This is a genomic window from Alphaproteobacteria bacterium, assembly GCA_023898745.1.
Taxonomy (GTDB): Bacteria; Pseudomonadota; Alphaproteobacteria.
On sequence record CP060237.1, the window covers coordinates 398,170 to 423,286 of the forward strand.

Annotated in this window: 25 protein-coding genes; 11 read left to right on the plus strand and 14 right to left on the minus strand. The window is 39.1% G+C overall.

Annotated features, from left to right (window positions below):
* The first annotated feature begins 6 nt into the window (after nucleotides 1-6).
* Nucleotides 7-231, plus strand: coding sequence for a hypothetical protein (locus H6850_01970; GenBank protein USO02733.1), 225 nt, complete (start codon nucleotides 7-9; stop codon nucleotides 229-231).
* Nucleotides 232-465: 234 nt separating this feature from the next.
* On the plus strand, nucleotides 466-1,509 hold the full coding sequence (locus H6850_01975; protein USO02734.1) for a cysteine desulfurase: 1,044 nt from the start codon (nucleotides 466-468) through the stop codon (nucleotides 1,507-1,509).
* A gap of 149 nt (nucleotides 1,510-1,658) precedes the next feature.
* Here H6850_01975 and H6850_01980 read toward each other — a convergent pair whose 3' ends face one another.
* The 5 genes from H6850_01980 to H6850_02000 form a co-directional block, all read right to left on the minus strand.
* Nucleotides 1,659-2,294, minus strand: a complete 636-nt coding sequence (locus tag H6850_01980) for a MotA/TolQ/ExbB proton channel family protein (GenBank protein ID USO02735.1) — start codon at nucleotides 2,292-2,294, stop codon at nucleotides 1,659-1,661.
* A 79-nt stretch (nucleotides 2,295-2,373) separates the two neighbouring features.
* On the minus strand, nucleotides 2,374-2,640 hold the full coding sequence (locus tag H6850_01985; GenBank protein USO02736.1) for a hypothetical protein: 267 nt from the start codon (nucleotides 2,638-2,640) through the stop codon (nucleotides 2,374-2,376).
* Nucleotides 2,641-2,968: 328 nt separating this feature from the next.
* Entirely contained in the window at nucleotides 2,969-3,331 is a 363-nt protein-coding gene (locus H6850_01990; GenBank protein USO02737.1) for a hypothetical protein, read from the minus strand.
* A 103-nt stretch (nucleotides 3,332-3,434) separates the two neighbouring features.
* A complete protein-coding gene (locus H6850_01995) occupies nucleotides 3,435-4,058 on the minus strand; it encodes a hypothetical protein (GenBank protein ID USO02738.1) in 624 nt (207 codons plus the stop codon).
* 435 nt (nucleotides 4,059-4,493) lie between these two features.
* On the minus strand, nucleotides 4,494-5,102 hold the full coding sequence (locus tag H6850_02000; GenBank protein USO02739.1) for a hypothetical protein: 609 nt from the start codon (nucleotides 5,100-5,102) through the stop codon (nucleotides 4,494-4,496).
* A gap of 185 nt (nucleotides 5,103-5,287) precedes the next feature.
* On the opposite strand from H6850_02000, the gene H6850_02005 reads away from it, so the two are divergent.
* Nucleotides 5,288-6,475, plus strand: coding sequence for a hypothetical protein (locus tag H6850_02005; GenBank protein USO02740.1), 1,188 nt, complete (start codon nucleotides 5,288-5,290; stop codon nucleotides 6,473-6,475).
* A 107-nt stretch (nucleotides 6,476-6,582) separates the two neighbouring features.
* Here H6850_02005 and H6850_02010 read toward each other — a convergent pair whose 3' ends face one another.
* The 5 genes from H6850_02010 to H6850_02030 all read right to left on the minus strand — a co-directional run bounded on the left by H6850_02010 (nucleotide 6,583) and on the right by H6850_02030 (nucleotide 10,600).
* A complete protein-coding gene (locus H6850_02010) occupies nucleotides 6,583-7,566 on the minus strand; it encodes a tyrosine-type recombinase/integrase (protein USO02741.1) in 984 nt (327 codons plus the stop codon).
* Nucleotides 7,567-7,754: 188 nt separating this feature from the next.
* A complete protein-coding gene (locus H6850_02015; GenBank protein ID USO02742.1) occupies nucleotides 7,755-9,005 on the minus strand; it encodes a malate dehydrogenase in 1,251 nt (416 codons plus the stop codon).
* Between the two features lie 275 nt (nucleotides 9,006-9,280).
* Entirely contained in the window at nucleotides 9,281-9,775 is a 495-nt protein-coding gene (locus tag H6850_02020) for a hypothetical protein (GenBank protein ID USO02743.1), read from the minus strand.
* Nucleotides 9,776-9,793: 18 nt separating this feature from the next.
* The gene (locus H6850_02025; protein ID USO02744.1) at nucleotides 9,794-10,237 is read right to left on the minus strand and encodes a hypothetical protein; all 444 of its coding nucleotides are present in this window, start codon (nucleotides 10,235-10,237) and stop codon (nucleotides 9,794-9,796) included.
* A complete protein-coding gene (locus H6850_02030; protein ID USO02745.1) occupies nucleotides 10,238-10,600 on the minus strand; it encodes a hypothetical protein in 363 nt (120 codons plus the stop codon).
* Nucleotides 10,601-10,791: 191 nt separating this feature from the next.
* Here H6850_02030 and H6850_02035 point away from each other — a divergent pair, with 191 nt between their 5' ends.
* The 5 genes from H6850_02035 (at nucleotide 10,792) to tgt (ending at nucleotide 15,766) form a co-directional block, all read left to right on the plus strand.
* Complete coding sequence (locus H6850_02035; protein USO02746.1) at nucleotides 10,792-11,187, plus strand: hypothetical protein; 396 nt, start codon at nucleotides 10,792-10,794, stop codon at nucleotides 11,185-11,187.
* Nucleotides 11,188-11,323: 136 nt separating this feature from the next.
* Nucleotides 11,324-11,674, plus strand: a complete 351-nt coding sequence (locus H6850_02040; GenBank protein USO02747.1) for a hypothetical protein — start codon at nucleotides 11,324-11,326, stop codon at nucleotides 11,672-11,674.
* A 280-nt stretch (nucleotides 11,675-11,954) separates the two neighbouring features.
* The gene (locus H6850_02045; GenBank protein ID USO02748.1) at nucleotides 11,955-13,031 is read left to right on the plus strand and encodes a porin; all 1,077 of its coding nucleotides are present in this window, start codon (nucleotides 11,955-11,957) and stop codon (nucleotides 13,029-13,031) included.
* A gap of 245 nt (nucleotides 13,032-13,276) precedes the next feature.
* A complete protein-coding gene (locus tag H6850_02050; protein USO02749.1) occupies nucleotides 13,277-14,245 on the plus strand; it encodes a hypothetical protein in 969 nt (322 codons plus the stop codon).
* Between the two features lie 372 nt (nucleotides 14,246-14,617).
* Complete coding sequence (gene tgt / locus H6850_02055; protein ID USO02750.1) at nucleotides 14,618-15,766, plus strand: tRNA guanosine(34) transglycosylase Tgt; 1,149 nt, start codon at nucleotides 14,618-14,620, stop codon at nucleotides 15,764-15,766.
* Between the two features lie 11 nt (nucleotides 15,767-15,777).
* Here tgt and H6850_02060 read toward each other — a convergent pair whose 3' ends face one another.
* On the minus strand, nucleotides 15,778-16,281 hold the full coding sequence (locus H6850_02060; protein USO02751.1) for a hypothetical protein: 504 nt from the start codon (nucleotides 16,279-16,281) through the stop codon (nucleotides 15,778-15,780).
* A 118-nt stretch (nucleotides 16,282-16,399) separates the two neighbouring features.
* Entirely contained in the window at nucleotides 16,400-17,788 is a 1,389-nt protein-coding gene (locus H6850_02065; GenBank protein USO02752.1) for a hypothetical protein, read from the minus strand.
* A 222-nt stretch (nucleotides 17,789-18,010) separates the two neighbouring features.
* On the opposite strand from H6850_02065, the gene H6850_02070 reads away from it, so the two are divergent.
* Both H6850_02070 and H6850_02075 read left to right on the plus strand, forming a co-directional pair.
* The gene (locus H6850_02070) at nucleotides 18,011-18,748 is read left to right on the plus strand and encodes an ABC transporter permease (GenBank protein USO02753.1); all 738 of its coding nucleotides are present in this window, start codon (nucleotides 18,011-18,013) and stop codon (nucleotides 18,746-18,748) included.
* Nucleotides 18,749-19,100: 352 nt separating this feature from the next.
* Nucleotides 19,101-20,261, plus strand: coding sequence for an ATP-binding protein (locus H6850_02075; GenBank protein ID USO02754.1), 1,161 nt, complete (start codon nucleotides 19,101-19,103; stop codon nucleotides 20,259-20,261).
* Between the two features lie 194 nt (nucleotides 20,262-20,455).
* Here H6850_02075 and H6850_02080 read toward each other — a convergent pair whose 3' ends face one another.
* On the minus strand, nucleotides 20,456-22,222 hold the full coding sequence (locus H6850_02080) for a transketolase (protein ID USO02755.1): 1,767 nt from the start codon (nucleotides 22,220-22,222) through the stop codon (nucleotides 20,456-20,458).
* Nucleotides 22,223-22,332: 110 nt separating this feature from the next.
* On the opposite strand from H6850_02080, the gene H6850_02085 reads away from it, so the two are divergent.
* Complete coding sequence (locus tag H6850_02085; GenBank protein USO02756.1) at nucleotides 22,333-24,000, plus strand: leucine-rich repeat protein; 1,668 nt, start codon at nucleotides 22,333-22,335, stop codon at nucleotides 23,998-24,000.
* Here H6850_02085 and H6850_02090 read toward each other — a convergent pair.
* Nucleotides 23,997-25,007, minus strand: a complete 1,011-nt coding sequence (locus H6850_02090; GenBank protein USO02757.1) for a hypothetical protein — start codon at nucleotides 25,005-25,007, stop codon at nucleotides 23,997-23,999. The two genes, H6850_02085 and H6850_02090, sit on opposite strands and share 4 nt — an antisense overlap.
* Nucleotides 25,008-25,117: the final 110 nt, after the last annotated feature.

Sequence of the window (25,117 nt, forward strand, 5' to 3'; positions counted from 1 at the left end):
ACTTGTATGTTCTTGTTTGTGGGATATCTTGGTGCGAATTATTTTCGCAAACCACCTACCCTAGAGGCTTTGATGAAACCTTATCCGCATATTCAGCTAGTGGATAATACATTGACGGCGTGTGATGATCGAGAGATTTATGAGTGCTTGGAGAAGATATATCCGTATTTGCAAGAGTTTGAGATTTACAAGCATAAGGGGTTGGTCAAGGCGAAAGTGCAATTAAAATAACCGTCTTTACGAGGAGCGCAAAATTTACTGTCATCACGAGGAGCTGAGCTGCGTGGTGATCCAGATGGATGGCCACGCTTCGCTCGCCATGACGAGCAACGTGAAGGCGAAAGTGCAATTGAAGTGAGGGTGAAAGTTGTGTCAATCTAAATCAGCAACATCGTCATCACGAGGAGCGGAGCGACGTGGTGATCCAGATGGATGGCCACGCTTCGCTCGCTATGACAACACACCATGCTTACCCTATTCGCCCTTTGTGTTAAAGATCACAATGAAACCATTTATGCAGACTATGCAGCAACCACCCCATGTCATCCAAAAGTTGTCAAAAAAATGGAGCCATACTGGGGTCTGCCTTATGGAAATGCAAATTCCAAACATGCCTTTGGATTGAAAGCAAAACACGCGATTCAAAAAGCTAAAACCAGAATTGCACGCTTGATAAAGGCTGACCCAGAGGAAATTGTGTTCACGAGTGGAGCAACAGAAGCAAATCATATTGCGATAAGGCAATTGAACAAAAAAACACACATTATCACGAGTGTGATTGAGCATAAATCTGTTTTATATGCATGCAAAAATCTCGACATTAGAATAACATATGTTCCTGTGAAAAAAGATGGGCGCATTTGTTTAGACACATTAGAAAAATCCATTACAGCAGATACAGGCTTGGTATCAATTATGTGGGTGAATAACGAAACCGGTATTATTCAGCCAATCCAGGAAATTGCAGCCATATGTCGGAAGCATAACATTCCCTTTCATACTGATGCATCTCAAGCGGTCGGTAAGGTTGATATAGATGCGCATATGGTAGACGCTATGAGTTTCACAGCACACAAAATCTATGGCCCTCAAGGCGTTGGTGCGCTGTATGTGAGAAAAGGATTACATATTGAAAGGTCTGGTACACCCCCAACAGCGTTATGTATAGGGTTCGGTGCGGCATGTAAACTCATGATGCAAACACCCTATCCTACCGAATATTATGAGCGGTTTTATAAAGCGCTACAGAATTATGGTGTTATATTGAATGGTGATAATAAATATCGTGTTCCAGATGTTTTTAATGTGCGATTTCAAGGAAAAATACCAGCGGAGTTTATAAAAAATGTCGCTATGTCTCAAGGCTCTGCATGCCTTAAAGAGCCCTCTTATGTATTGAGAGAAATGGGGTTAACCGAAGATGAAATTGCACATTCATTTCGGATTTCGTTGAGTCGGTTTGTGACAGAAGATGAGGTGGATGCTCTGACTTCCGTCATCACGAGCTGACGTATCCCCACGAATTAAATATGCGCAGACGTCATCACGAGCCTTGCATAGCAAGGCGTGGTGATCCATGGAGGTGTCCGCCTACGCTCTAAAGAGCTTCGGCGAGACATCCACTTCACACGCTTCGCTCGGCCATGACGAAGCTCTGCTTACTGCCTCGCTACAATCGTCTTAAACTCCTTAATAAAGCAACGCACATCATTCGCATATGTTTCAATATCATTTTCAATCTTATTGTATGCAATGGCTGCAGGAATGCTAGCTGCAAGGCTTACAGCTGTAGCAAACAATGCTTCCGCAATGCCAGGTGCTACAACTGCAAGATTGGTATTTTTCTGCTGCGCAATGGCTTGAAAGCTATTCATAATACCTAAAACGGTTCCAAATAATCCTACAATTACACCGTTTGTTCCAAGATTAGATAAGAAGCTTAGACCGCGTGAAACATCGTTTACAGAGCGATCTAAATGCGCTGTCATGATGGTTTCAATGCGATCTATTTGAGATGTCGTATTTGAAGCATTGGCACCCCATTCTTCCATGCCAACAATGAAGATACTATAAACAGGGTCATTTTTTCTGTTTTGCAACATAGCATAAATATCATCTAAAGAATCTCCTGACCAAAACAGTCGTTCAAATCGTTGAAATTTTGCGCGCATGCGAGTGAGAATAAAAAACTTGGCAAAAATAATAGTCCAGGACCATACAGATGCGGCTACAAGACTGATTAATATAAATTTTATGCTGATAGGTGCATGTGCGAAAATATTGAAATAATTCATGTGATATGAGGCGCGATTTATTTAATTTAGGGTAGAACGTTTGTGTAGTAGATGTAAACAGCTCTTTAATACCCTTTACTTATTGGTCTTTATGCGCTTCAGAGCCATCTTCAGCTGTTGGGGAGCGGGTTTCTGTTGGGTGTGTGTCAGGCGCATGTCTTGAAGGAATAATTCCATTCATTTTTATATATTTCATGGTTGCTTCAGCAAAGATTTCATGTGCGAAATCTTCTTTTTCGAGCATTTGTTCCGTGATTCCTCTTTCGGATACAATCGCATCAAAAAACGGTTGTACGTTTTGAGGAGTTGCAGTGTAAGAGGAGCTTGCAGTTAAAAATAATAACATTTTCTAAAGTTTAAAGTGAATGTATTTGTTTATAGGAAATAAAAAATAGGTTTCAAGGGTAAAGTGAAAAAAATCGTCATTGAATACCTTCATGGTGCATCCATAATAGATCACCACGCGTTCCAAGGAACGCTCGTGATGACGCACTTCCGTCATGGCGAGACCCTTTAGGGTCGTGACCATCCATAATGGATCACTACGTCGCTTCGCTCCTCGTGATGACGTTATGCACAGAGCGCCGTCATTGCGAGCTCTCGCAGAGAGTGTGGCAATCCATAATGGATCACCATGTGTTCTAAAGAACACTCGTGGTGACGATATTCATCATTTAACAATTTTGCAAACTGCTTGAGGGGCATGCCATAGGAATTACATTAATAGAGTCATTAGTATTGCCAGATAATTGCTGTAATTTATTGTCAATAGCCTTTTTGTATTGCACAATGCCTGTCCATAACACATGATCAAATACATAAAGTGGTAATTCAAAAATTACCGTATCTCCGTCTTTTAAATCAAAATGCTGCAAGGGTGCAGCAGGATTTTCTAACAACGCACATAGATTATCCATGTTAAAATCACCAATAAGCTCAATACCCAAGATATCGATTTGCATATCAGGCGCTTGCGACAAAACCGCTTGCTTTAATAGTGCGAGCCCATGCTCTTGTTTGATTAAAAAGAAAGACATTTATACGTTATTATATATCTTCTATATTAAGTATATAACGAAATTTATTTTAAATAAAGGTTTTTTTGGGAAATAATAAGCGAGAAATTGCGCTCATTATTTTTTAAGAGTATGGAAATGCTGTAAACGGCATTGCTTGAATATTAGAAATTCTGTTAAGCAAGCTTAGTCCAGTCCAAAACGCATGATCTCTTGAATATGCAGGACATTCAGCGATTAAAACGACTTTGCCATCAGTTATTTGATGAAAAACAGTTTCCGCTTCTTCTACTGCTAATCCAACTTCTCCTGCAGTTATTATAGGGGGCACAATAATGTTTGGCACTTGATTGATTACAGCATTGACAGTGGCTGTAAAGCCAGCATTTTGAGCGACTTGTGCGCCTATTACAAGCGCAGCTTCTAGAATTGTACTATCTGCAGGCAAAGCGCTCATCCCTCTCTGAAATGTTAACACCTCTATAGCTTTTTCTGCAGCCGCAGCTTCTTTGTCTTCTACAAATGTAGTAATATCTTTGAGCCCGAAAGTCAAATTAATTCCTTCGTTAGAGTGGGTTCTAAAGATATTGGCTATTTCTTTGATAGATTTTCCTGCAGTTTTAAACGGAAGGTTTGTATTGCTATTAAAGAAAATATGCAAGCTTTTCAAATTTGATGACTGCATAGTTGAAAGTTGTATAGTATGTGTTATTGTTGCCTCTAATGGCATATAAAAATACTCTGCCATGTTATGTTTCCTTTTTTTATTTTTGAGAGCTAATGATATAGCTCTCAGGTTTCATTATATCATAAAAAATGGATTTTGTCTATATTTTATGCGCAAAAAGACTTGGAACAAAACCTTTAAGGTTGTGGTAGGATGAGCGCATATAGTACTAAAAATTCTTCAGGAACGATAGTGATAAACTGTGGTCTATTTTAAAAGATGCCTTTAATTATTGTTTAGGTCTAGTGAGAGGGTCTATATCTGAACAAATTGTTTTATTTCTACCATTTGTTTAGAAGAGTCTATTTTTATATCCTGCAAATCCTGTAGGGGTTGCGAAATTACTAAATTCAGTGTGAAGTTTATATAAACCTGTTAGTTAGAGGATACTTAAGTGAGATTTTTTCAAAGTATCTCAGATATCATGAAGCGCAAAAAGCGCTCATGATCGCATACTTAAGAGTATGGGAATGCTGAAAATGGAAGTAAATCAATTCCATTTGTATTAAATGGCACATTAGAGAATTTTAATGCTGAACTCATAAGTGCAATGCCGCTCCAAACCGCTTGGTCTCTGGAGAATGTTGGCACTTGCGCAACAATTACAGGTTGTGTTGCTGCAATAACAACTTTTGCTTGTGCGATTCCGGCCGCTATTTCGACTAGATCAGTTGCGCCAGCTAATAATGCCACTGCTTCTGCTGCCACATCATCTCCACCTGCTAACAAAGTTTCAATAATTGCGATTGCTGCTGCCGCTCCTGCACCGCCCGTAGGCATAGTTGCGGCAATAGTTCCACCCAATAAAAGATTTGTCTCTACAGACAAAACTGCATCTAAAAATATATCATCTGTTGTTTTTGTATCAACATTTAGAGAATTTGCATTGCTTGTTCTAAAGGTGTTTGCAATAGCGTTAACAGTGTTTGAAAACGTCACGAATGGTACGTTTAGCGGACCTGTGAATACTTGCACGCCTGTTGTTGCTAAGCTTTGGCCTTGTGAAAGGGCGATAGCTGAACCTGTTGTTAATTCCAAAGGTGTGTAAAAATAAACATTTACCATATTATTATGTCTCCTTATATGTAATTACGGGAGCTACAATAGCGTAGCTCTTAGCCCCCATTATACCAGAAAATCAGCGTTTTTTCAAGTTTTTATATAAAAACAAAGCGTATTCGTTATAAATTTATTCTAAATTTTGTATTTAAGCGATAAGATGAAAATATTAAACTTATATCTTTACACCAATGAAAGCTTTGTTATGTCCGTGTGGAACTGTTTCTTTTCAAGATGTTTTGGATTTTCTTGCAGCGGCGCCGCAATGCATTGATATGTGTCCTGTCACTGTTTGCACCACGGTTGCTGAGTTAAAATGCTTGGATAAAATCAAACCCTGTATTTTGCATGCCATACAAGGGTCTAATATCCAAATTATGGGGCTTTACACCTGTGAAGATGAAGATTGCTTAAAAGTGATTGAAATGAAATATGGGTTTTTTCTGGATCTGTGTAATGCAGAAAAAGTTCGGGTTTTAAGGCCATGTCCACCACATCCTGTGTGTGAAGATTCTTGCGAATCAGAATGTGACCCATTTTCATTGACGCCTGAGGAATGGGAATGTGAGAATTTAGGCACATGGAAAGATGGTTATAATGGGTTTATTTCAGATTCAGCTGAAGGTGGTTGGGATTTAAGGTTTGATGAACATCCACGTGTGTCTTTACGTGACAAAGGACATATAGATGGCCACGCTTCGCTCGCCATGACGAGTTCTAAACTGTCATCACGAGGCGTGCAATATGAATCGTCATCACGAGGAGCGCCATATGGATCGTCATCACGAGGAGCGAAGCGACGTGGTGATCCAGCTATGGAGGATAATGCTTCAATCACCATAACGAAATCCAAGAAATTTGAATCGGATGGATGGACTGACATAGAACAGAATTATGAAGCTGATGAAGGCGAAGTATATGAAAACAAATGGGAGGCTTGTTTTGATGAGCATCCTTGTGCTGCGTCTTCACATGATGAAGGATGTATGGATGGCCACGCTACGCTCGCCATGACGAGTTCTAAACCGTCATCACGAGGCGTGTACGATAAGCCGTCATCACGAGGCGCACAATATGAATCGTCATCACGAGGAGCGAAGCGACGTGGTGATCCAGCTATGGATGGTCACGCTACGCTCGCCATGACGGATTCTAAGTGTGCTGATCAGGGCGAATGGCAAGATGTCTGTGAAGATTACGCTGACGACTGCGCATATGTGGAGGATAAACCTTGCGAAGTTTCGTGTGAAACGCTATGCAAGCCGGATCCTTGTGTAAATGAAAAAAAGACATCTGTATGGGTGCAAGCAACATCATATTCATGCAAAGACCCTTGTGGATGGTCGAAGGAAAGTGCGTGGGATCCTGAGTTTATGTAGGTAAAGGAGGCGCGTCGTCATTGCGAGCGCTCGTTAGAATGCGTGGCCATCCATGGATCACCACATCTCGCCTTCGCTAAAGCTGCGGCGGATTCGTGATGACGATATCACTCTGATATCATCAACCCCTTCGCAGGATGATATTGCTCCACAAGGTTTTTCAGGTCTTGCGGTAGTACATGCAGGTAAATTTCAGAGGTGGAGAGATTTTTGTGACCCAATAATTCCTTAATCAAGGTTAAATCCGCCCCACTTTGCAGCATATGGGTAGCAAATGCATGGCGTAGGATGTGGGGAGAGACTTTTTCCGGGTCAATGTTTACGCTTAAAGCGATTTCTTTAAGGAGTTGGCCCATGCGTTGACGCGTAATGTGACCTGAGGCTCCGAAGGATGGGAACATCCAAGTATTGCGGATACCGCCGCCGTCATCACGAGGAGCGGAGCGACGTGGTGATCCATTATGGATGGCCACAGCCCCTTTGGGGCTTCGCCATGACGGCGTCATATCTACTAGATACTCCTTCAATTGTTTATGTGATGTTTCTCCCAAAGGCACAATTCGTTCACGACCCCCCTTCCCTTTTATGAGCAAAATCGGATGATCATCATAATAAGAAAAATTCGATGTTTTTAAACTGATCAATTCACTGATGCGCAAACCGGTTGCATACAAAATTTCAAGCATCGTAGAAAGCCTAAAATCCTTATCTGCTGCGGCTTTTAGCAATATTTCCACCTCTTCTTTTGTCAGTGTTTTTGGAAATGGGGGTTTGATTTTTGGGCTCGAAATATTATCCATAGGATTCTTTTGAATCAGTTTTTGACGCATCAAAAACATATAAAATTGTTTCAACGCAGATATTTTGCGTGCGATAGAGCGAGAGTTTATGGTGAGGGCGTTGAGGTATTGGCGGATTTGGTCTTCTGTGAGTGTTAGCAGAACGTCATCACGAGGGACGAAGTCCTGTGGTGATCCATTATGGATGGCCACAGCCCCTTTGGGGCTTCGCCATGACGATAAGAAGTGTTTTAAATCCCTCTCATATGCTTCTACTGTATTTTTAGATAAGCCCTTTTCAGAGCGCATCATGATGAGGAATTTTTTGATGTGTGAGGTCATTGTATCACTCCGTCATTACGAGGCACGAAGTGCTGTGGTGATCCATGGATAGCCACGTCGCTCCGCTCCTCGCTATGACGATTTGCTGAGTTTTGTCATCACGAGGCGCATGAAATGCGCCGTGGTGATCCATGGATAGTTGCGTTGCTATGACAACATTAGCCAGATAATACATCTTCATAGTTCTCAGGCATAGCTCTTTGCGCCACCCCAGATTGAATCGCAGCATCTGCAATGCGAGGTGTAACGAAGGTTAACAATCTCTCATCTAGCGCTTTTGGAATGAAATAATCCTTGCCATAGGATAGCTCTGTCAAGTTATATTTCTCTAATGTTCCACGTGGAACTTCAAGCTTGGCTAAATCAGACAATGCGTTCACACAAGCAATTTTCATAGCATCTGTAATCTTTCTTGCGCCAACATCAAGAGTGCCTCTAAACAAATATGGGAAGCAAAGAACATTATTGATCTGATTTGGGTAATCCCCTCTTCCGGTCGCCATCAAAATATCTGGACGCACGTCCCAAACGATTTCTGGTTTTATTTCAGGATCTGGATTTGTCATGGCAAAAATGATTGCATTTCTAGACATTGTTTGAACCATTTCTCTTGAAAGAATATCTTTTACAGAGATTCCTAAAAATACATCACACCCTTTCATAGCATCTTCTAAAGAAATATCGGAGGTGTGTTCGGCAAAATCTTGTTTATAAGTATTTAAATCTCCCCTACCCTTATGTAAAAGACCTTGAGAATCAAACATATAGATTTGAGATTTTTTGACGCCAAACTTTAAGAGGAAATTTGCAATCGCAATACCGGCTGAGCCTGCACCTACCATAACAATTTTTACCTCGTGGAATTTTTTGTTTTGTAATTCCAATGCACTCTTTAAACCTGCTAATGTAACCACCGCTGTTCCATGTTGATCATCATGAAAAACAGGCATATTAAGTTGATTTATTAGTCGTTTCTCAACTTCAAAACACTCAGGTGCTTTTATGTCTTCTAAATTTATAGCGCCAAAAGATGGGGAAATTGCAGCAATAATTTCAACCAATTTATCTACATTTTGACAATCTACTTCGATATCAAAAGAATCTAGGCCACTAAATCTTTTAAGAAGAACAGATTTTCCTTCCATTACAGGCTTGGATGCTAATGCGCCAATGTTTCCTAATCCTAAAACAGCTGTGCCATTGCTGATGACGGCAACCAAATGACCTTTGTTGGTATATTTGTAAGCGTTTTCAGGGTCTCGCGCAATTTCTAAACATGGTGCTGCAACACCTGGGGTGTAGGCGAGGCTTAAATCATCATTCAAAGCTACAGGCTTGGTTGTTGCTGTGCCGATTTTTCCTGCTGGATGTTGCGCGTGGTAATTGAGGGCTTTCGTTTTTAGGTCCATGGTGTTTTCCTTAGTCTGTCATGGCGAGGTGTGTAGCAGTCATCTATTCCGGATTACCACGATCTGCTGCGCAGATCTCGTGATGACGGACTGTTGTCATTGCGAGCGTTCATCAGAACGCGTGGCAATCCATATCCTATCATTAGGTTGCTACACTCCTTGTGACGACGTATATTTTCCCCATTTTAGCGTAAATCTAAGAAAAAAAGATAGCGAAGTTTCGCAATAAAACTAACAAGGATTGGAGGTTCTTGTTCTTTTCTGCCTGTGGGTAGTTAAGAGTTAGCGTTTCTTGTATTGATACGGTCGTTTTGTTGTTTGCGGAGCAACTTAAATCTATTGTTATCAAATTCTGATTCAGGCTGTATTGTTTGTGTTGAATTATCTAAAATGACGCTGAAAGAATTATCTACCTCAGGGCTGCCAGAAAATAGTTTAACAGGTGTTCCGGATCCATCTATATTTCCTGTGTAAATGCTATTGCTATCCTCATTTGTCCAATAAAGCGCATTATCTTTGTGAAATAATCCTGAAGGTCTATCAAGTGCGGATGTTCCAGCGAACAAAATTGTGGGCGTTCCAGACCCATCCGCATTGCCCTTATAAATTGCATTACCTTTAGAATCTGTCCAATATAGCGTGTTTTCATGCAGCGCTAGACCTGTTGGTGTTCCGATATCTAACCCATCAAAAAGTTTTGTGATTTGAGATCCATTAACATTACTTCTATAAATGGCGTTGCTGTCTCGGTTCGTCCAGTAGATAAACATCACTTTACCTTTCTCATGCTATTTTACTTCTTTATCTGGGCGTGCTTCTTTTGGCTCTTCCGCTTGGGCGGAGTCGTCTAAGATTAAATTCAAAGGTTGAGTTACCTCAGGGTTGCCAGAAAGTATTTTCACAGGAGCTCCCGATCCATCCATATTGCCTTTGTAAATACTATCATTACCTTCATTTGTCCAATATAGCGCATTGTCTTTTAAGAATAGTCCTAGGGGTTTATTAAGTCCAGGCGTTCCAGAAAACAAAATCGTGGGTGTTCCGGATCCATCCGCATTGCCTTTATAAATTGCATTACCTTTAGAGTCTGTCCAATATAGCGTGTCTTCATGTAGTGCTAGACCTGTTGGTGCTCCGATAGTTAATCCTTCAAAAAGCCTTTCTGCTGCAGATCCATCGGCGTTACCTCTATAGATAGTCTTCCTGTTGGGGTTAGTCCAATATATAAGCATTTATTCTCCTAACTTTTTAAATGACACAAGTATTTCTATATCATTTTTCTCGAATGTTTCACGGTGATGTCCTAGATCTACATTGATACAATCTTCTTCTTTTGCATGACATTGATCACATTTGTAGAAAATATTTTCAAATTCTACATTTTTAGCAAATGTTTCGCCATTCGTGAAACGTTGCTCAATATCCAAAATACCCTTTAAGTAAAATAAAACATGCTCGATATTATCGCTTTTGTAATCACAAGGTGCATGAATTTTGATTTTTTCGGTATAACAAAGGTCAAAGGCTTTATCCTCGAAATTATCGAGTCGTTCTTGAATTTGTTTTGAGATGGAAGAGCCTCTTACAACGCCCATTTTACCTCACATCTATATTTATCGTTTCTTTTTCAGGATCAATTTTTGTTTCAATTGTGACACTTACTTCAACCGAAACTTCTTCACTCATAATATGAATAAAAAATTACTTCTTATACTCTATGATATAACAATTGAAAATATTTGCAAATAAAAATATAATAATAATATGAATATATAAAAATATTTGTATGCAAGATATTAAAGCTAAATGTCATCATGACGAGGAGCGCAGCGGCGTGGTCATCCATAATGGATCACCACGGGACTGTGTCCCTCGTGATGACGCTATCGCGCTATTAAAAATCCCCTACCTTCTTTGGTGCACGCTCGCGGATTTATCTTGTCAGCTCAAAGGGCAATTTAAGCAACATCATTTCCACGTTTTTAGTCACTCTCCCTGCACAAAAGTATTTTGCGATGCGCTTATAAATGATCAAACTTATCTTAATGTTGAGGTAGAGCTTGATGAAGTATATATGAGTAAGGATTATGTGAATGATGAGCTTAAAAAGAATCTAGAACAGCAAATATCCATGTGTTTTGATAAAAAAGTTACGTTTCAGTTTTGTATTTATCGGTTTTGAAGGAGTCTGAGTATGGAAATATGGTCGTCATGGCGAGCGTAGCGTGGCCATCCATGGATCACCACGCCTTGTTGCGCAAGGTTCGTGATGGCGTGCGAGTTGTGATGCTCTCAGATGACAGGGTAGGAGGTGTGCTATGACAACAATATGCGTAAAATCTAACAACAAAACTATGTTGTGGAATGCATTTAATGACATGGTGTCAAAATACGCTTCTGACTATACTCTGGATACGAGAGATTGCTCCACGATTATTGCGTATTATCGCGACTTAGCTAGTGCAAGTCAGGTGGTTTTAAAAGCGCTAAATGGCAAGAATATTATCTTTATGGATTATCCACATACAAAATCAGATAGGCGTAGATTAACGCGTTTGTCTGATATGTATAATTTTCATGAAGATCATTCACACAGCAATTCTACAGCCTGGGTTTGGATCGTGTTTGGATTGAGTTTTTTGTTTTTGATGGCATTTTTGTTGCTGTGATCCATGGGTTGCCACGCGTTTTGGCAAACGCTCGCAATGACGAAACTCGGTCATTCGTCATCACGAGGAGCGCAGCGACGTGGTGATCCATGGAGGCGCCCGCCTACGCTCTAAAGAGCTTCGGCGAGACATCCACTTCACACGCTTCGACTCGATCAATCTCGTCGTAGCTAAATTTTGCTGAAGGCAAAATTTGCGAAGACGGATGGATAGCCACGCTCCACTCGCCATGACCATGAAAATCTGGTATAAATAAATAACCTTTTACACACCCACTCTATTGTTTTTCTTATTTTCCGGCGTTGATCATCATACCTATACTAACAAAGATAAAAAACCTATCTTAACCGCCAGCACATCTGTGAAAGATGGTGATATTGAGATCAAAATGGGCGGTGTGATGACGGCGGAAGGTAGCATTGTGGGGCAATCAAAGAAATTTGATCATAAACCAGATGGCTTAAGCAGTAATGTATCTGAGGCAAAGATCTTTTTTGAGGGCGCTTATAAAGATGAAAGTGGCACGAAAATTGGGTATGTGATGAGATTTAACCATGAGCAAGCTAAGGTCAATGAAACAAAAATCCATAACCTTGTAGACCGTATGTATTTCAAAATTGAAAACAGTAATTGGGGAACAGTGCATGTAGGGCAAAATAAGGATGTATGTTTTATGATTGGCAAGTTGGCGCAAAAAAATATGCCAACGGTGTGGTTGCGTGCGCCTGTATATGAGGGGCATATGGAAACATATGGGATTTATAAAGGCTCTGCATTTTTGAATGATAACAGTATTTCTTTTAAGTTGAATTATCTATCTCCTGAGATTAATGGATGGCAGTTTGCAGCGAGTTATGCGCCTTTTGATAATGTGCATGGCGATCAACCTAGAAATGCCGCTCAGGGCACGAATTTTACAACACTTTTGGCGCTATATAAGGGTAAGGTTGATGATGTTAAGTTTGCGATTACGGGATCTTGTTTGTTGAAGGGTGATGAATATATCAACAAAAAACATGCAGGAAGCAGCGCTGCGTATTTATTGAGTGGGTCTTTGGGTGTAAGTAAATGGTCTGCAGCATTTGAATTTTTTGGTGATGTAAAGCATGAAGAAAAGGCGTTTAATCTATCTGTGAAATGTGAGATTAATGAGAAAAACCAATTAGGATTAGGGTTTCATAACGTCTGGGGCGCTAAGAATCGCCGAGTTATTGGTACGTTGGGGCATAATTATCAGATCAATGAAAATTTAGCTTGGAGCACGCAAGTTGATCTTGCTTTGCATCAAAAAGGCGAGGGCGTTGATAAGAAAAATGAGGCGTTTTTGATTGTAACAGGGTTGCGCGCTGAGTTCTAATAAGTTCGCATTGTGCGTCATGGCGAGCGTAGCGTGGTCATCCATAATGGATCGCCACGTCGCTACACTCCTCGTGATGACGGTCTTCAAAACACCGTCATGGCGAGACCCTTTAGGGTCGTGGCCATCTATAATGGATCACCACAGCGCTAAAATGCCTCGTGATGACGTCTGTGTTCAATTTTAACAGCTTTTTAACTTTTTTCCCCGCAAACTAACCCTGTGAGAGATATGTTTTAGATGCAATGCAACATATTGTGATTAACGGTTTTGGTCGAATAGGGCGTTCAATTTTGCGCGTTTTACTGTATCAAAACAAAGATCATGCATATAAAATCACCGTCAATGATCCTACCCCTAAGGAGAAGTTGATATATCTCTTTAAGTACGATTCCGTTCACGGCGTATCTCAAACACCATTGGATAACGTGAATTTCACGCATCATAAAATTCCAGCTTATGATGAGAATGTGGATATCGTTCTTGAATGCTCTGGGCAATTTTTGTCCTTTGATAAAGCGTACTCTCACATCAATGCTGGTGCTAAGAAGGTTTTGATTTCAACAAATCTCAAGGATGCAGAAGAAACGATTATTTATGGTGTGAATCATCATAAATTGAGGCAAGAACATAAAATTATCTCCAATGGCTCTTGCACAACAAACTGTACAGCGCCTTTATTACACATTTTTCATCAAGAATTTAGCGTGAAAGCTTGTCATTTTACAACTGTTCACTCTTATACAGTGACGCAGAATTTGGTGGACGGGAATCATCACAAAGACCTTAGGCGGGGTAGGGCGGCCGCTCTGTCTATCGTGCCTTCAACGACAGGTGCGTCTAAGGCTTTGGCGCGATTGTTTCCTGATATTTCTATCACAGGTGCGGCTTATCGTGTGCCAACACCAAATGTGTCGGTTGTGGATATGATTTTTGAAACACAAAAACCCGTTTCACAAGATCATATTCATGAGGTTATGCAAACGGCAGCTGCAATGCGTCATGACGGTCAACAGAGTATTTTACGCTATAACACAGAAGAAATTGTATCTATAGACTGCAATAGCACACCATACAGCGCAATCTTTGATGCAACGCAAACGCAGGTTATCCACCCACACTTAGTCAAAATCTCGGCGTTTTATGACAATGAATGGGGGTTTGCTTCGCGCATGGTTGATGTGATGGAGTGTTGGCTTAATGAGTCATCCTGAGCGTAGCGAAGGATCCGCTGTCTTTAGCTTAAGAGAATGATTGATATGCAATGTTTCAAAAAATGTTTCACGTGAAACATTTTATGTTTTGATTTAAGCTTTAAAGAAAGTGTCATTCTGATCAAGCGAAGCGATAGAAGGATCTTTCCGAGTTTGTTTCAGGAAGGTCCTTCGTCTTTGGCTCAGGATGACGAAGTGTTTATACTCAGGATGATGAAGAAAATTTGAAACATTCTTTAAAGTATCTTATAAAGTAATTAACAACGAAATAAAGTGTGGCACCGTCATGGCGAGCGCAGCGTGGCCATCCATAATGGATCACCACGTCGCTGCACTCCTCGTGATGACGAGCCCTGCCATAACAAAGGAAACATGTTCAAATTCGAATACAAAAACTACAACGGTGCCAGACTTGGCAAATTAACCACTCCACACGGTGTTATTGAAACACCTGCATTTATTTTTTGCGCAACCAAAGCATCCATTAAAGGTGTGCCAACACATATGATGAAAGATTTAGGAACGCAGGTGATTTTATCTAACACATACCATTTGATGCTTAAGCCAGGTTCGGAATATATCGAAAATATGGGCGGATTGCAAAAGTTTACTGGGTGGCGTGGTCCAATGTTAACCGATTCAGGCGGATTTCAAATTTTTAGCTTAGGTCATGGTGGTTTTGAAAATGAAATCAAAAGAGCAGGGCACAAGACAAAAAACGATGGTTTTAAGATGACTGAAGAAGGCGCAACGTTCAAGTCTTATTATGATGGATCAAAGTTTGTTTTAACGCCCGAGAGATCGATTCAAATTCAAAGAGAGCTAGGAGCGGATCTCATTGTTGTCTTAGATGAGTGTATGCCATATAACGATGATAAGCTTAAAACCTATGAATCAATGGAGTTAAGTCATCGTTGGGCAAAGCGTAGTTTAGATGAGTTTGCAAAACATGATGATGGCAAGCAGAAGCTTTATGGCATTATTCATGGCGGTGTTTTTAAAGATTTGCGCGCACAAAGCGCGGCATTTGCTAATGAGCAACCATATTTTGGTTATGCGATAGGAGGTACACTTGGTAAATCTAAAGAGCAAATGTATGAAATTGTTGAAGCTTCTACGAAAGATTTAAATAAAGATAAACCTGTGCATTTGTTAGGTATCGGTGGTGTGAGAGATATTTTCACCAATATTCATTTTGGCATTGATACATTTGACTGTGTGCATCCAACCCGTATTGCACGACATGGTGGCGCATTGGCGAAAAAAGTGCCTAAAGAGTTTATCAATTTGCGTAATACAAAATATAAGAAAGATCAAACGCCAATTGAAGAAGATTGTAAGTGTCCGACCTGTCAAAATTATACCAAGGGATATTTACATCACCTGTTGATGACAAAAGAGCCAACGGTGATTTCATTATTAACCATACATAATGTGTATTTTATGAATAAAATGATGGCGGATATTCGTGAAGGTATTAGGGTGGGGAATTTGAAGGCGGTGGAGGAGAGGTATATTTGAGAATTTGAGTATCATTCTTTTTTGTATAGTCTGATTTCAGGACTATAATCAAGCAGTTCAAATGTTGTCGGTCTAGAAGTTGTGCCAAATGTATAAAACTCTTTAACTTTTGGGTGGTTGCTTAATGTATTGTGTAGTGCCACAAGCTCATCTAAGAACGTAACGGATGATTTTGTAATGTTACAAAAAGCGTCAGCCTCGCTGCCTGTTGCGGTTTTGTATGTTGTTTTTCTCATAAGCGTCTCTGTTAATAGTTTATTGAGAAATATAAAGCTCTCTAGAGGTCCTGCAGTCTCGTCATCTCTTTCCTTCATTTTTGCTCCGACTTTTAATACATTAATGAACCAAGGGGGTATTATTGAGGGGGAATTTAATTGCTCTAAGCTTTTGAGTAACTTTTTATGTATTTCTACTTCCTCAATTTTTTGACTGTCTTTATGTGTTATTGGAAGGAGATCTGGATTAGGATGATCTTCTAGAGGTTTATCTGCAAGTGAAAACAAATATAACAACATATGGTGCGCTCCAAATATTAACATTTCTTTAAGATAACTTAGTTAAATGTGAAGAAATCGTTAAATTTCTGCAATATATGTTGATAAAATGACGAAAGTGTTTGAGTAGGAATGGTGATTAAAACGCAGGAAATTCCTCTTCATATGGTGTGTGGCATAATACTTGCAGGCGTTCAAAGATCGTTTGTGCATCTTCACCTTTTGGTTGTGGGAAGTTTTGTCCAAGCTCTTTTGCAATTTCTTTAAAGCGTGAATCATACGTCTTTTTTGTTGAGCTAGATGATAGATTGTATAAGTCATACAAAGCTTCTGAAACTTTTACATAATAAATCCAATACGTAAGATCGAGTTGCTTAAAGAATCTCTTCATAATTGCTTCTGCCCTATCTTTAATAGAAAAGAAATCGGCAGTTTTTCCTATCATATCAGTAAAGATTACGAAATATGACTCAAAATATGGCTCATCATCGGCGTTGAGAGATTTCATGCCTTGCTCTTTTAAGAGAGTGATGAATTTTTTAATTGTTGTAATACGTTTCTTTGGATCCATTAAGAGGATAGTTTTTATATTATTTTCAGTTAATGGTGTGTTTAAATAGTTTGCAAGAAGATACACACTTTCCAAAACATTTAAATAATCTTCTGGCGTTTGTGTTGTATATAACATATGTGTTCTCAGAAGTGCTGGAATATCTTTATCATCAAATTTCTTTTTCGTTGTAAAGAGAGTGAGGAATTGGAAAAAGTATTGCACAACCTGATTTTTCGATGTTTTTGCAATGTTAACGCGTTCTGGAAGTGTTTTATTGAGCTCTATCATTAGTATTGTGAATGGTATAATTACTTGTGTGTGATCTATATTCTCTTGTTTTAAGATCAACTTAGCTCTTTGGATCATATCGGTGTAATCTCCACGCAAAATTGTCATAAAATCTTCAATCATATCAAGCGTCAGAGTTGTTTCGTCAAGCTCTAGAAGATCTAATGTGCTTGAGAGTTTTTTCAGGTATTCTGGATTTAAAAGATCATAATCTGTCATGCCTGTTAAAACAAACATAGGTGGAAGAGCGAATATACCATCTTGATAAAATCTATTGTTGTGTATATGTAAGAGTAAGTTTGTTAAGGTTTCTATATTTATAGCTGGCGTTTCATGATCCTCGAACCATTTTTCTATTCTGCCTAATTCCCTAGTATTCCAATTGTTTCCAATTTTCTCCATATAGGTATATATTTTTAACGAATCTTTCTCTGTGGACCATTCTTTATAGAAATCCATAAGCTCTGCTTTGGATGTATCACCTTCCCATGTTGACATCTCAGAACTGTCCTGCTCGGAATTGTCATCTACCACTAGCGATGCATTTGGAAGGTCTTCTAGAGAAGCAAAAGATTTAGGTTTTGCGTAGGATCTAGATTTTAGCCCTGCAAATGTCATAACAACTGATGGGACAAGCCAGGCCATTACAACGCCTAACACAAGTTTTTTTGTATAGGATTGGGTCATTTGAATATCTTTTTACTATGATTACCTATAGTATAACATATTTTGAGATTTTTTCGAGGGTGTGCGTTATTCTGAGCGAACCTAGCCAGGGGTTGTCGTCATTGTGAGTAGGCTTTGTTGCATAGATCCCGGATTCAAAGCCTTCTCGTGATGACATTTATATACTTGAATAGAAGGTCTTGTTTTGCTTAAATGAAACGTAGGTAACATATAGCATTATATGTGTTTTTAAGCTTTGTAGGGTATGTTTTTCACACTGCATTTCGTCTTTTGTTGAGGCGAGAAAAGTTTTATACAAGAACTTTTTTCTATCAAATATATCTTGTGGGTATTCAAGCAATTCCCGTCGTTGCTCTGTTAAATTTTTTGGTTGGCATGGTGACAATCAATCAAGGTATCACGACTTTGTCTGATTATGGTTTATCTGACAGAGCCCCCGATGCTTTGATTCCGTCTTATATCCGCTATTTTGGTGGCATGATCACATATTTGGTGATTTCAGGGCGTTCTGGCAGCGCCTTTGCAGCAGAAATTGGTGCCATGAAATTATCACTAGAAGTTGATGCGCTAGAATCTATGAAAATTAATCCCACAAGTGCCATTATTATCCCGCGTATTTTAGCCTTGATTTGTTTCATGCCAATTTTGGTGATTGTAGCGATTTTCTTTGGTATTTTAGGTGGCGGTCTGATGACAAAGCTGCAAATTGACTTCTCTTTTATTAAATATCTGCAAAGTGTTTATGATTTGCTAAATTTTAGAGTGCTGAGCGCAACTTTGTTGAAATCGCTTGTATTTGGCACAATTATTGGGTTTATTGGATGTTTCCGTGGGATGTGTGTGCATACGCATTTTAAGATTCTGGGAAATATGACGACAAAAGCGGTTGTGCAATGCATTTTTTGGACCATTGTGTTTGATGGGATGATGTCGATTTACATCACATTTTTGGGGATTTGAACTCTGCCAGCCTAAATAATATGATCCGTTATCACGAGCTGACCCATCCCCACGAATTTTCTAAAATCCAAAAAAGTCCTAAACGCTTAACCATGTAAGCTTTTCTTCTGGAGAAATTGATAGAGAAATATAAGGATAACGACCGTGCCTTGCTTCGCAAGGCTCGTGATGACGTCTGCGCATATTTAATTCGTGGGGATGAATCAGATCCTGAGCCGAAGGTGAAGGATCTTCTTCAGTTTGACTCAGGAAGATCCTTCGCTGCGTTAGGATGACGATGAGTTATGACAAATTTGCAATCAGACTGAAAATCTGTCAGGATATTTTTAGTAAAAAATGAAAATAACACATATTGTTTGAACGAAAATTAATTCTCTCTCTAAAAGATTTGCTCAAAAAATTTCCGATTGTTGCGCTTTTAGGCCCCAGACAGTCGGGCAAAACAACACTTTCAAAGCAAATTTGCGCTGACAAGCCTTATGTGAATTTTGAGGATTTGGAAAAGCGCGCGTATGCCACTGAAGATCCAAAACAGTTTTTATCTAATTATCCAAATGGCGCGATATTTGATGAAATACAGCACGTACCATCTTTATTTTCTTATATTCAGCTTATGGTAGATGAGTTAGATAAAAATGGAATTTTTCTTTTAACAGGCTCTCAAAATTTTATTTTGAATGAAAAAATATCACAAACACTTGCTGGAAGAGTTGCAATACAGACTTTGTTGCCTTTAAGTTATGAAGAATTAGATTATCCAGAAGATATTTATGAGCTTATTTTAAGAGGGGGATATCCAAGAGTTCATAGATTTGATCTTGCGGCAAACGAATTTTATCCAAGTTATATCTCAACCTATATTGAGAGAGATGTGCGTCAAATTAAAAATATTCAAGATCTTGCAAAATTCAGTAAATTGTTAAAATTATGCGCAAGTCATGTTGGGCAAGTAAAAAATGCATTGTATTTCGCAACTGATTTAGGTATTTCTCAAAATACTGTATCTGATTGGATTAGTATATTAAATTTAAGCTTTGTAACATTTTATCTACAACCGTACTTCAGAAATTTCAAAAAACGTATTATCAAAAACCCAAAAATTTATTTTTATGATACTGGATTAGCGTGTTATTTGTTAGAAATAGAAACAGTTCAGCAATTAAAAACACATCCGTTAAAAGGCGCGTTATTCGAAAACTTTATCATTGTTGAAACAATGAAAAATTTCTTAAATCGCAATATACAAAAAACTCTTTATTATTTTAAAGATCAAAGCGGACGTGAGATTGATTTGGTTTTTGAAAAAGGTAATAGCATTCATGCTTTAGAAATTAAAACGTCGGAAACTGTACATCCTGGATTTTGGGCAAATCTTAAATATTTTGAAGGTCTGAGTGATAATATTGTGCCGTATGTTGTGTATGGAGGAAAGGAGAGTTATAAGCGTCAGAACGTGGAAGTATGTGGGGTGAAAAATTGGTTGACTCATAGTTTTTTCGCTAGGTCATCCTGAGTTTCCCACAAAGAAAGCTTTGATATACAGGCAATGACGAAAGTTGCACGGAGCTTCATGGCAAGGAGCACAGCGACGTGGCCATCTAGAAAATGGATCCCCACGATCTGCTTTGCAGATCTCGTGATGACGATCTCTTGCAGCTTTCAGTGTTTTCGTCATTAGAAGTCGAAAGCGAAGGGACTGCTATTTTGTTATAAAAGATCCTTTACTGCGTTCAGGATGACGTTTTTTGTTAATCCCATCTCCACATACACATCTGTATAAGGTGCAGAATGCCCAAAATCTTCTATGCCAAAAAACATATCACCAGGGCGCAAGAATTTCTCCCATGATTGGCGGCACCCAGCTTCTATGATGATACGTTTTTTACCTTCTAAAGCCTTGAAATCATGAAATTTCTCTACACATGGAATACTCACAACGCGTACACTGTGCTTAAGTTCCAATTCTGTAGCCACTTCAAGTGCTAAATGCACTTCTGACCCTGTCGCTAAAAACACAAAATCCAGCTCACCCTCAGGAAAAGCTGGGAATTTGTGAATTACAGGCAGTGCTTGTCGCGTGAGCGCAATAACTGAAGGTTTATCTATATCCTCAAAGGCTTGTTGCAAGCAAACTTGTGTTTCATTTGCATCGCAGGGGCGGTATACATTGAGATGTGGCATTGCGCGTAAACTTGCTAGGTGTTCCACAGGTTGGTGTGTAGGACCATCTTCGCCTACGCCGATGGAGTCATGGGTATAAATAAAGACTGTTGGCACACGCATCAGGGCAGCCATGCGAATAGCGGGGCGCATATAATCGCTAAAAACAAAAAATGTTGTGCCAAATGCCCGATAGGTTTTAGATAAAACAATGCCATTGAGTGCAGCTCCCATGCCATGCTCACGCACACCAAATGCACGATAAGTTTTAGCTTTGTTGGCGCGTGTTGATCCGCCTAAATCACATGATCCCCCAATAACATCATATTCTTTGATGAGCGCTCCAAATGCATCACGTGTCGACATCATTTCTTGTGTGAACTGGACCTCCTTGTTTTGATATACAGATCGATAGTTTCTATCATATTCAGGTTTTAGCAAAAACGCATCCTTATATTGTGCGCCAATATCGCGCCACTGTTTTAAAATTTCTTCAGGTATTTCAAAGGGTGTGTAAGGCCAGTTAAATCGTTCACGCATATGATCAATCAATTTTTGCCCTACAGGGTCAGAGTGCATAGCATATTTACCCTCAGTTTCTTTAACGCCATATCCAATAATGGTTTTGCAGGCAATAAATTGTGGCACATTTCCTTTGCGAGCTTTTGTTAAGGCGTGATCAATTGCTTCAGGATCATGCCCATCAATGGATTGAAAGTTGAATTCATAATATGCCATTAATTTATCTATTCCACGACCTATAAATGTTCGGCCATCTATGGTGGATTGATTATCATCATACAAGAAGATCAATTTAGATAAATTATGCTCTTTAGCTAACGCAAAAGCTTCATGAGCAATGCCTTCCATCAAGTCACCATCACTCACCATCACATATATGTGTCGATCTAATCCTTCATGTTGATCAGATAACGCCATACCAACAGCATGCCCGATACCCTGACCCAATGGGCCTGTTGTGACTTCAATGCCTTTAAGTAATCCATATTCTGGATGGCCTGAACAAGGAGAGTGAAGTTGGCGGAAGTTTTTGATATCTTCAATAGTGATATCTTCATATCCTGTTAAATAGAGTAGGGTATATTGCAGCATGCAACCATGGCCGCATGATAAGATAAGTTTATCGCGATGCTTCCACAATGGCTCTTTGGCATAAAATTTCAGGTGGTTTTTAAACAGAACTGTTGCGACATCTGCCATGCCAAGGGGCATGCCTGTGTGACCACTTTGCGCTTTTTCTACAGCGTCAACGGTTAAAAACCTTATGGCATTGGCAAGTGTTTTTGTACACATATGCGAATGTGCAGTTATTTTTAGATGGTAGGCATGGGAGAGGTTGAAGAAAGGTTAAATTTTTTTTGCGCTATGTTATAATGAATTCAAAAGGCTCCTCAAAATATTTTATGTCTAATAACACTTCTTTTGCAGTAAAGCTTATTCTTGCCATATCGATCTCTTGGATCCTGCCTATTTTAGTTTGGATGTTGACATGTGTGTCTCACACATTCTCTTATACACCTCTGCTATATGCCTCAAATGATACGTCCGTTAAGCCGGAATATCTCTTTGATAGACCTGCTTTAGGTAAAAATATCATGGATACACTCTCCTTGGAAGATGCATTAAAAGCGATACGTTTAAAAGATCAACCTGGGAAATTAGATCCAGGCATGTTGGAACTCTTTAGATTCAGTGAACATATGCATAAAGCGGCACGTGAGTTTGCTGACTATATTGTAACAGATAGAAAAGCACCAAAAAAACTCACAGATATTATTGCGTTAGGACCAAGAGATCCAAAACATAGAGAGCAGGATATACAAAAATGGATTCTCGAAAATATAGAATCACAATTAAAAGACAAACCTTTGATTCGCAAACGACCTTTACCAAAATGGTCAGAACCATTTTTTGAACGTGTTACACCCCCTTCAGATCTTGATCCAAGAGTCAGACAACATATGAAGGCACACTATCTTCTCAAGCCTACTATTCCAGCGAACGCAACATCAGAACAAATAGCGAAGATAAATGCTGATTTTGTTGCAAGAGTGTTTCGCGTCAAAGAAGAGATGCGGCAAAAATATGTGATATACAAAGACCAAACCACACAAGTGACACCACAAACACGGTACTTGATTGTAACGCATCAAGAGCTGAGAAACGCCAAACAACACCTTGATACGGTATTTACGCAAAGGCCTGATTTATGGCTTGTATTGGATTTTGATCAGGAAACAGAAGTTAAGTTGTCCGGAGACGACTTGCCTGCGTCTGTCAAAAAGCTGTCCGTGATGGGAGAGAATGTAAAGGTAGTTAAAGAGCAATTTTTAGAAGGATCTAAACTAATTGATTTTGATATGTCTAAATGGATTAATTTAGAAATTATTAAGCCTCGCTTTCTTTCCAATTCTTCATCTCTTGAAGCTATTTATTTGTTTGGATTAAAAAAATTACGGATTGTTGAAGATTTATTTCTTAATAAATGTATAGCTTTAAAAAGTATAGACGGTTTGGTAGATTGGATAAATTTAAAAAAAATTGGACGGTATTTTTTACTAGATTGTAGAGCAGTACCTTTTCTTGATGTCTCCAGATGGGACAGTTTGGAAGAAATCGAAGAAGGTTTTGGGTATGGATGTAAGAAATTAAGTTTTGTTAATATGTCTGGATGTGTCAAGTTAAAGACGATCGGACCAAACTTCCTACGTGATTGTGAGTTGTTAGAGCGTTTTAATATGTCAGGATGCATAAAGCTTGAGGAAATTGGCGAATCCTTTCTAAATGGCTGCGAAGCTTTGGTTTATTTCAAAAGATTGGATAGAGCGGAAATGCCAATAATAATAGGGCGTTATTCTTTTAGAAATGTTAGTTTTTTACTGTTTAATGATGGAGATGAATGGGTAAAATTTAAGCTTGTCGATCAAACTGCAGAGGAGTTTGGGAAATCCGATTTAGGTAAGGAAGTGAAGATCATCCATGGTTTAAACAATGTTAACAAAGGATCAATGATTTATAAAACACTTTTAGAAAATCCCAACAATGGCGCTTTTTTTATACATACTATTTAAATCTGCGGCCTCAAAATTGCATACTTCGGCCAGTCTTTCTTATGCTCTTCCCAGCTTGCTTTTCTAATCATAAACCCATTGCCTTGGTCTGGCAGATCTTGTCTATGGTAATTCATGAGATAAAGGCTGTCACCTTCTTTGCCAAGAACGAACCATATATGCCCTGGTCTTAATAAGAAATCACCAGGTTTAAAATCATCCACAGGCTTAAATACGCGCTCTAAAATAGGAATCATATACCTGTAATCTGCAAAATTTTGATCTGTTTCAAGGGTTTTATCTAGCCATTTCCACAAGATCAATGTTGTAAAGCCATTTTCTGGCAGTTCTGGGAAGTATTTAATAATAAGTGTGCCGCAATCTTCTGGCCCCCAGCGGTAGCGCGCAGCTTGTTCACGTTGTCCTGATAGGATATATCCATTATGTGGCAACATAAAAGCATTTTTCTTAGAAAACACAGATCCAGAAAAATCAAATTCTTGCGTATCGAATGTGTACAAAACAGGTGTATGCTCAAATTCACTGATATCTTGTTTAGCTGCAATTTTTTGGAACAATAAGACGAGTTTTAGCGCTAATGCGTCATGTGTAACCATCATATCTTCTGAAAATATGCCGGACCCCAGGCGCAAACCATCCAATTTTATTTTATTCAAACGATCAAAGTTTTGTTGTGCATATTCTAAAAACTCAGCAACGCGACGCATTTTGGTGTTAATAGAAAAACGCCTTGCTGAAGTACGTTTTCCAAAAAAATCCCATATGTTGTCTGTCCATCGCGGTTGATTACGATCTGTAATACTGTTGATTGCAACAATCTCTTCCTCAATCAATTGTTTTGCTTCACATTCATAGCCTTTTGGGGTGGATTTTTTTAAGGCTTTGAGAGATCTTAAGTTTTCTTTGCTCCATCTTTTATGGAATTTTAAAACTTCACCTAACACAGGGTGATCTTGGTTTTGACGGATGATATCTTGTAGATTGCAAAATAAGAACTGGAAGAACACAAGTTTAGTTTTTGAATTTTATAAGGTAGTGTAGACGAGTAAAGTAAATAAAGCTACTTGTTAGTCCGTCATCACGAGGCGCGAAGCGACGCTGTGATCCATTATAGATA

Coding starts and splice junctions, on each gene's coding strand:
- H6850_01970 (USO02733.1), top strand. CDS start 7: ATGTTCTTGTTTGTGGGATATCTTGGTGCGAATTATTTTCGCAAACCA.
- H6850_01975 (USO02734.1), top strand. CDS start 466: ATGCTTACCCTATTCGCCCTTTGTGTTAAAGATCACAATGAAACCATT.
- H6850_01980 (USO02735.1), bottom strand. CDS start 2,294: ATGAATTATTTCAATATTTTCGCACATGCACCTATCAGCATAAAATTT.
- H6850_01985 (USO02736.1), bottom strand. CDS start 2,640: ATGTTATTATTTTTAACTGCAAGCTCCTCTTACACTGCAACTCCTCAA.
- H6850_01990 (USO02737.1), bottom strand. CDS start 3,331: ATGTCTTTCTTTTTAATCAAACAAGAGCATGGGCTCGCACTATTAAAG.
- H6850_01995 (USO02738.1), bottom strand. CDS start 4,058: ATGGCAGAGTATTTTTATATGCCATTAGAGGCAACAATAACACATACT.
- H6850_02000 (USO02739.1), bottom strand. CDS start 5,102: ATGGTAAATGTTTATTTTTACACACCTTTGGAATTAACAACAGGTTCA.
- H6850_02005 (USO02740.1), top strand. CDS start 5,288: ATGAAAGCTTTGTTATGTCCGTGTGGAACTGTTTCTTTTCAAGATGTT.
- H6850_02010 (USO02741.1), bottom strand. CDS start 7,566: ATGATGCGCTCTGAAAAGGGCTTATCTAAAAATACAGTAGAAGCATAT.
- H6850_02015 (USO02742.1), bottom strand. CDS start 9,005: ATGGACCTAAAAACGAAAGCCCTCAATTACCACGCGCAACATCCAGCA.
- H6850_02020 (USO02743.1), bottom strand. CDS start 9,775: ATGTTTATCTACTGGACGAACCGAGACAGCAACGCCATTTATAGAAGT.
- H6850_02025 (USO02744.1), bottom strand. CDS start 10,237: ATGCTTATATATTGGACTAACCCCAACAGGAAGACTATCTATAGAGGT.
- H6850_02030 (USO02745.1), bottom strand. CDS start 10,600: ATGGGCGTTGTAAGAGGCTCTTCCATCTCAAAACAAATTCAAGAACGA.
- H6850_02035 (USO02746.1), top strand. CDS start 10,792: ATGCAAGATATTAAAGCTAAATGTCATCATGACGAGGAGCGCAGCGGC.
- H6850_02040 (USO02747.1), top strand. CDS start 11,324: ATGACAACAATATGCGTAAAATCTAACAACAAAACTATGTTGTGGAAT.
- H6850_02050 (USO02749.1), top strand. CDS start 13,277: ATGCAACATATTGTGATTAACGGTTTTGGTCGAATAGGGCGTTCAATT.
- tgt (USO02750.1), top strand. CDS start 14,618: ATGTTCAAATTCGAATACAAAAACTACAACGGTGCCAGACTTGGCAAA.
- H6850_02060 (USO02751.1), bottom strand. CDS start 16,281: ATGTTGTTATATTTGTTTTCACTTGCAGATAAACCTCTAGAAGATCAT.
- H6850_02065 (USO02752.1), bottom strand. CDS start 17,788: ATGACCCAATCCTATACAAAAAAACTTGTGTTAGGCGTTGTAATGGCC.
- H6850_02080 (USO02755.1), bottom strand. CDS start 22,222: ATGTGTACAAAAACACTTGCCAATGCCATAAGGTTTTTAACCGTTGAC.
- H6850_02085 (USO02756.1), top strand. CDS start 22,333: ATGTCTAATAACACTTCTTTTGCAGTAAAGCTTATTCTTGCCATATCG.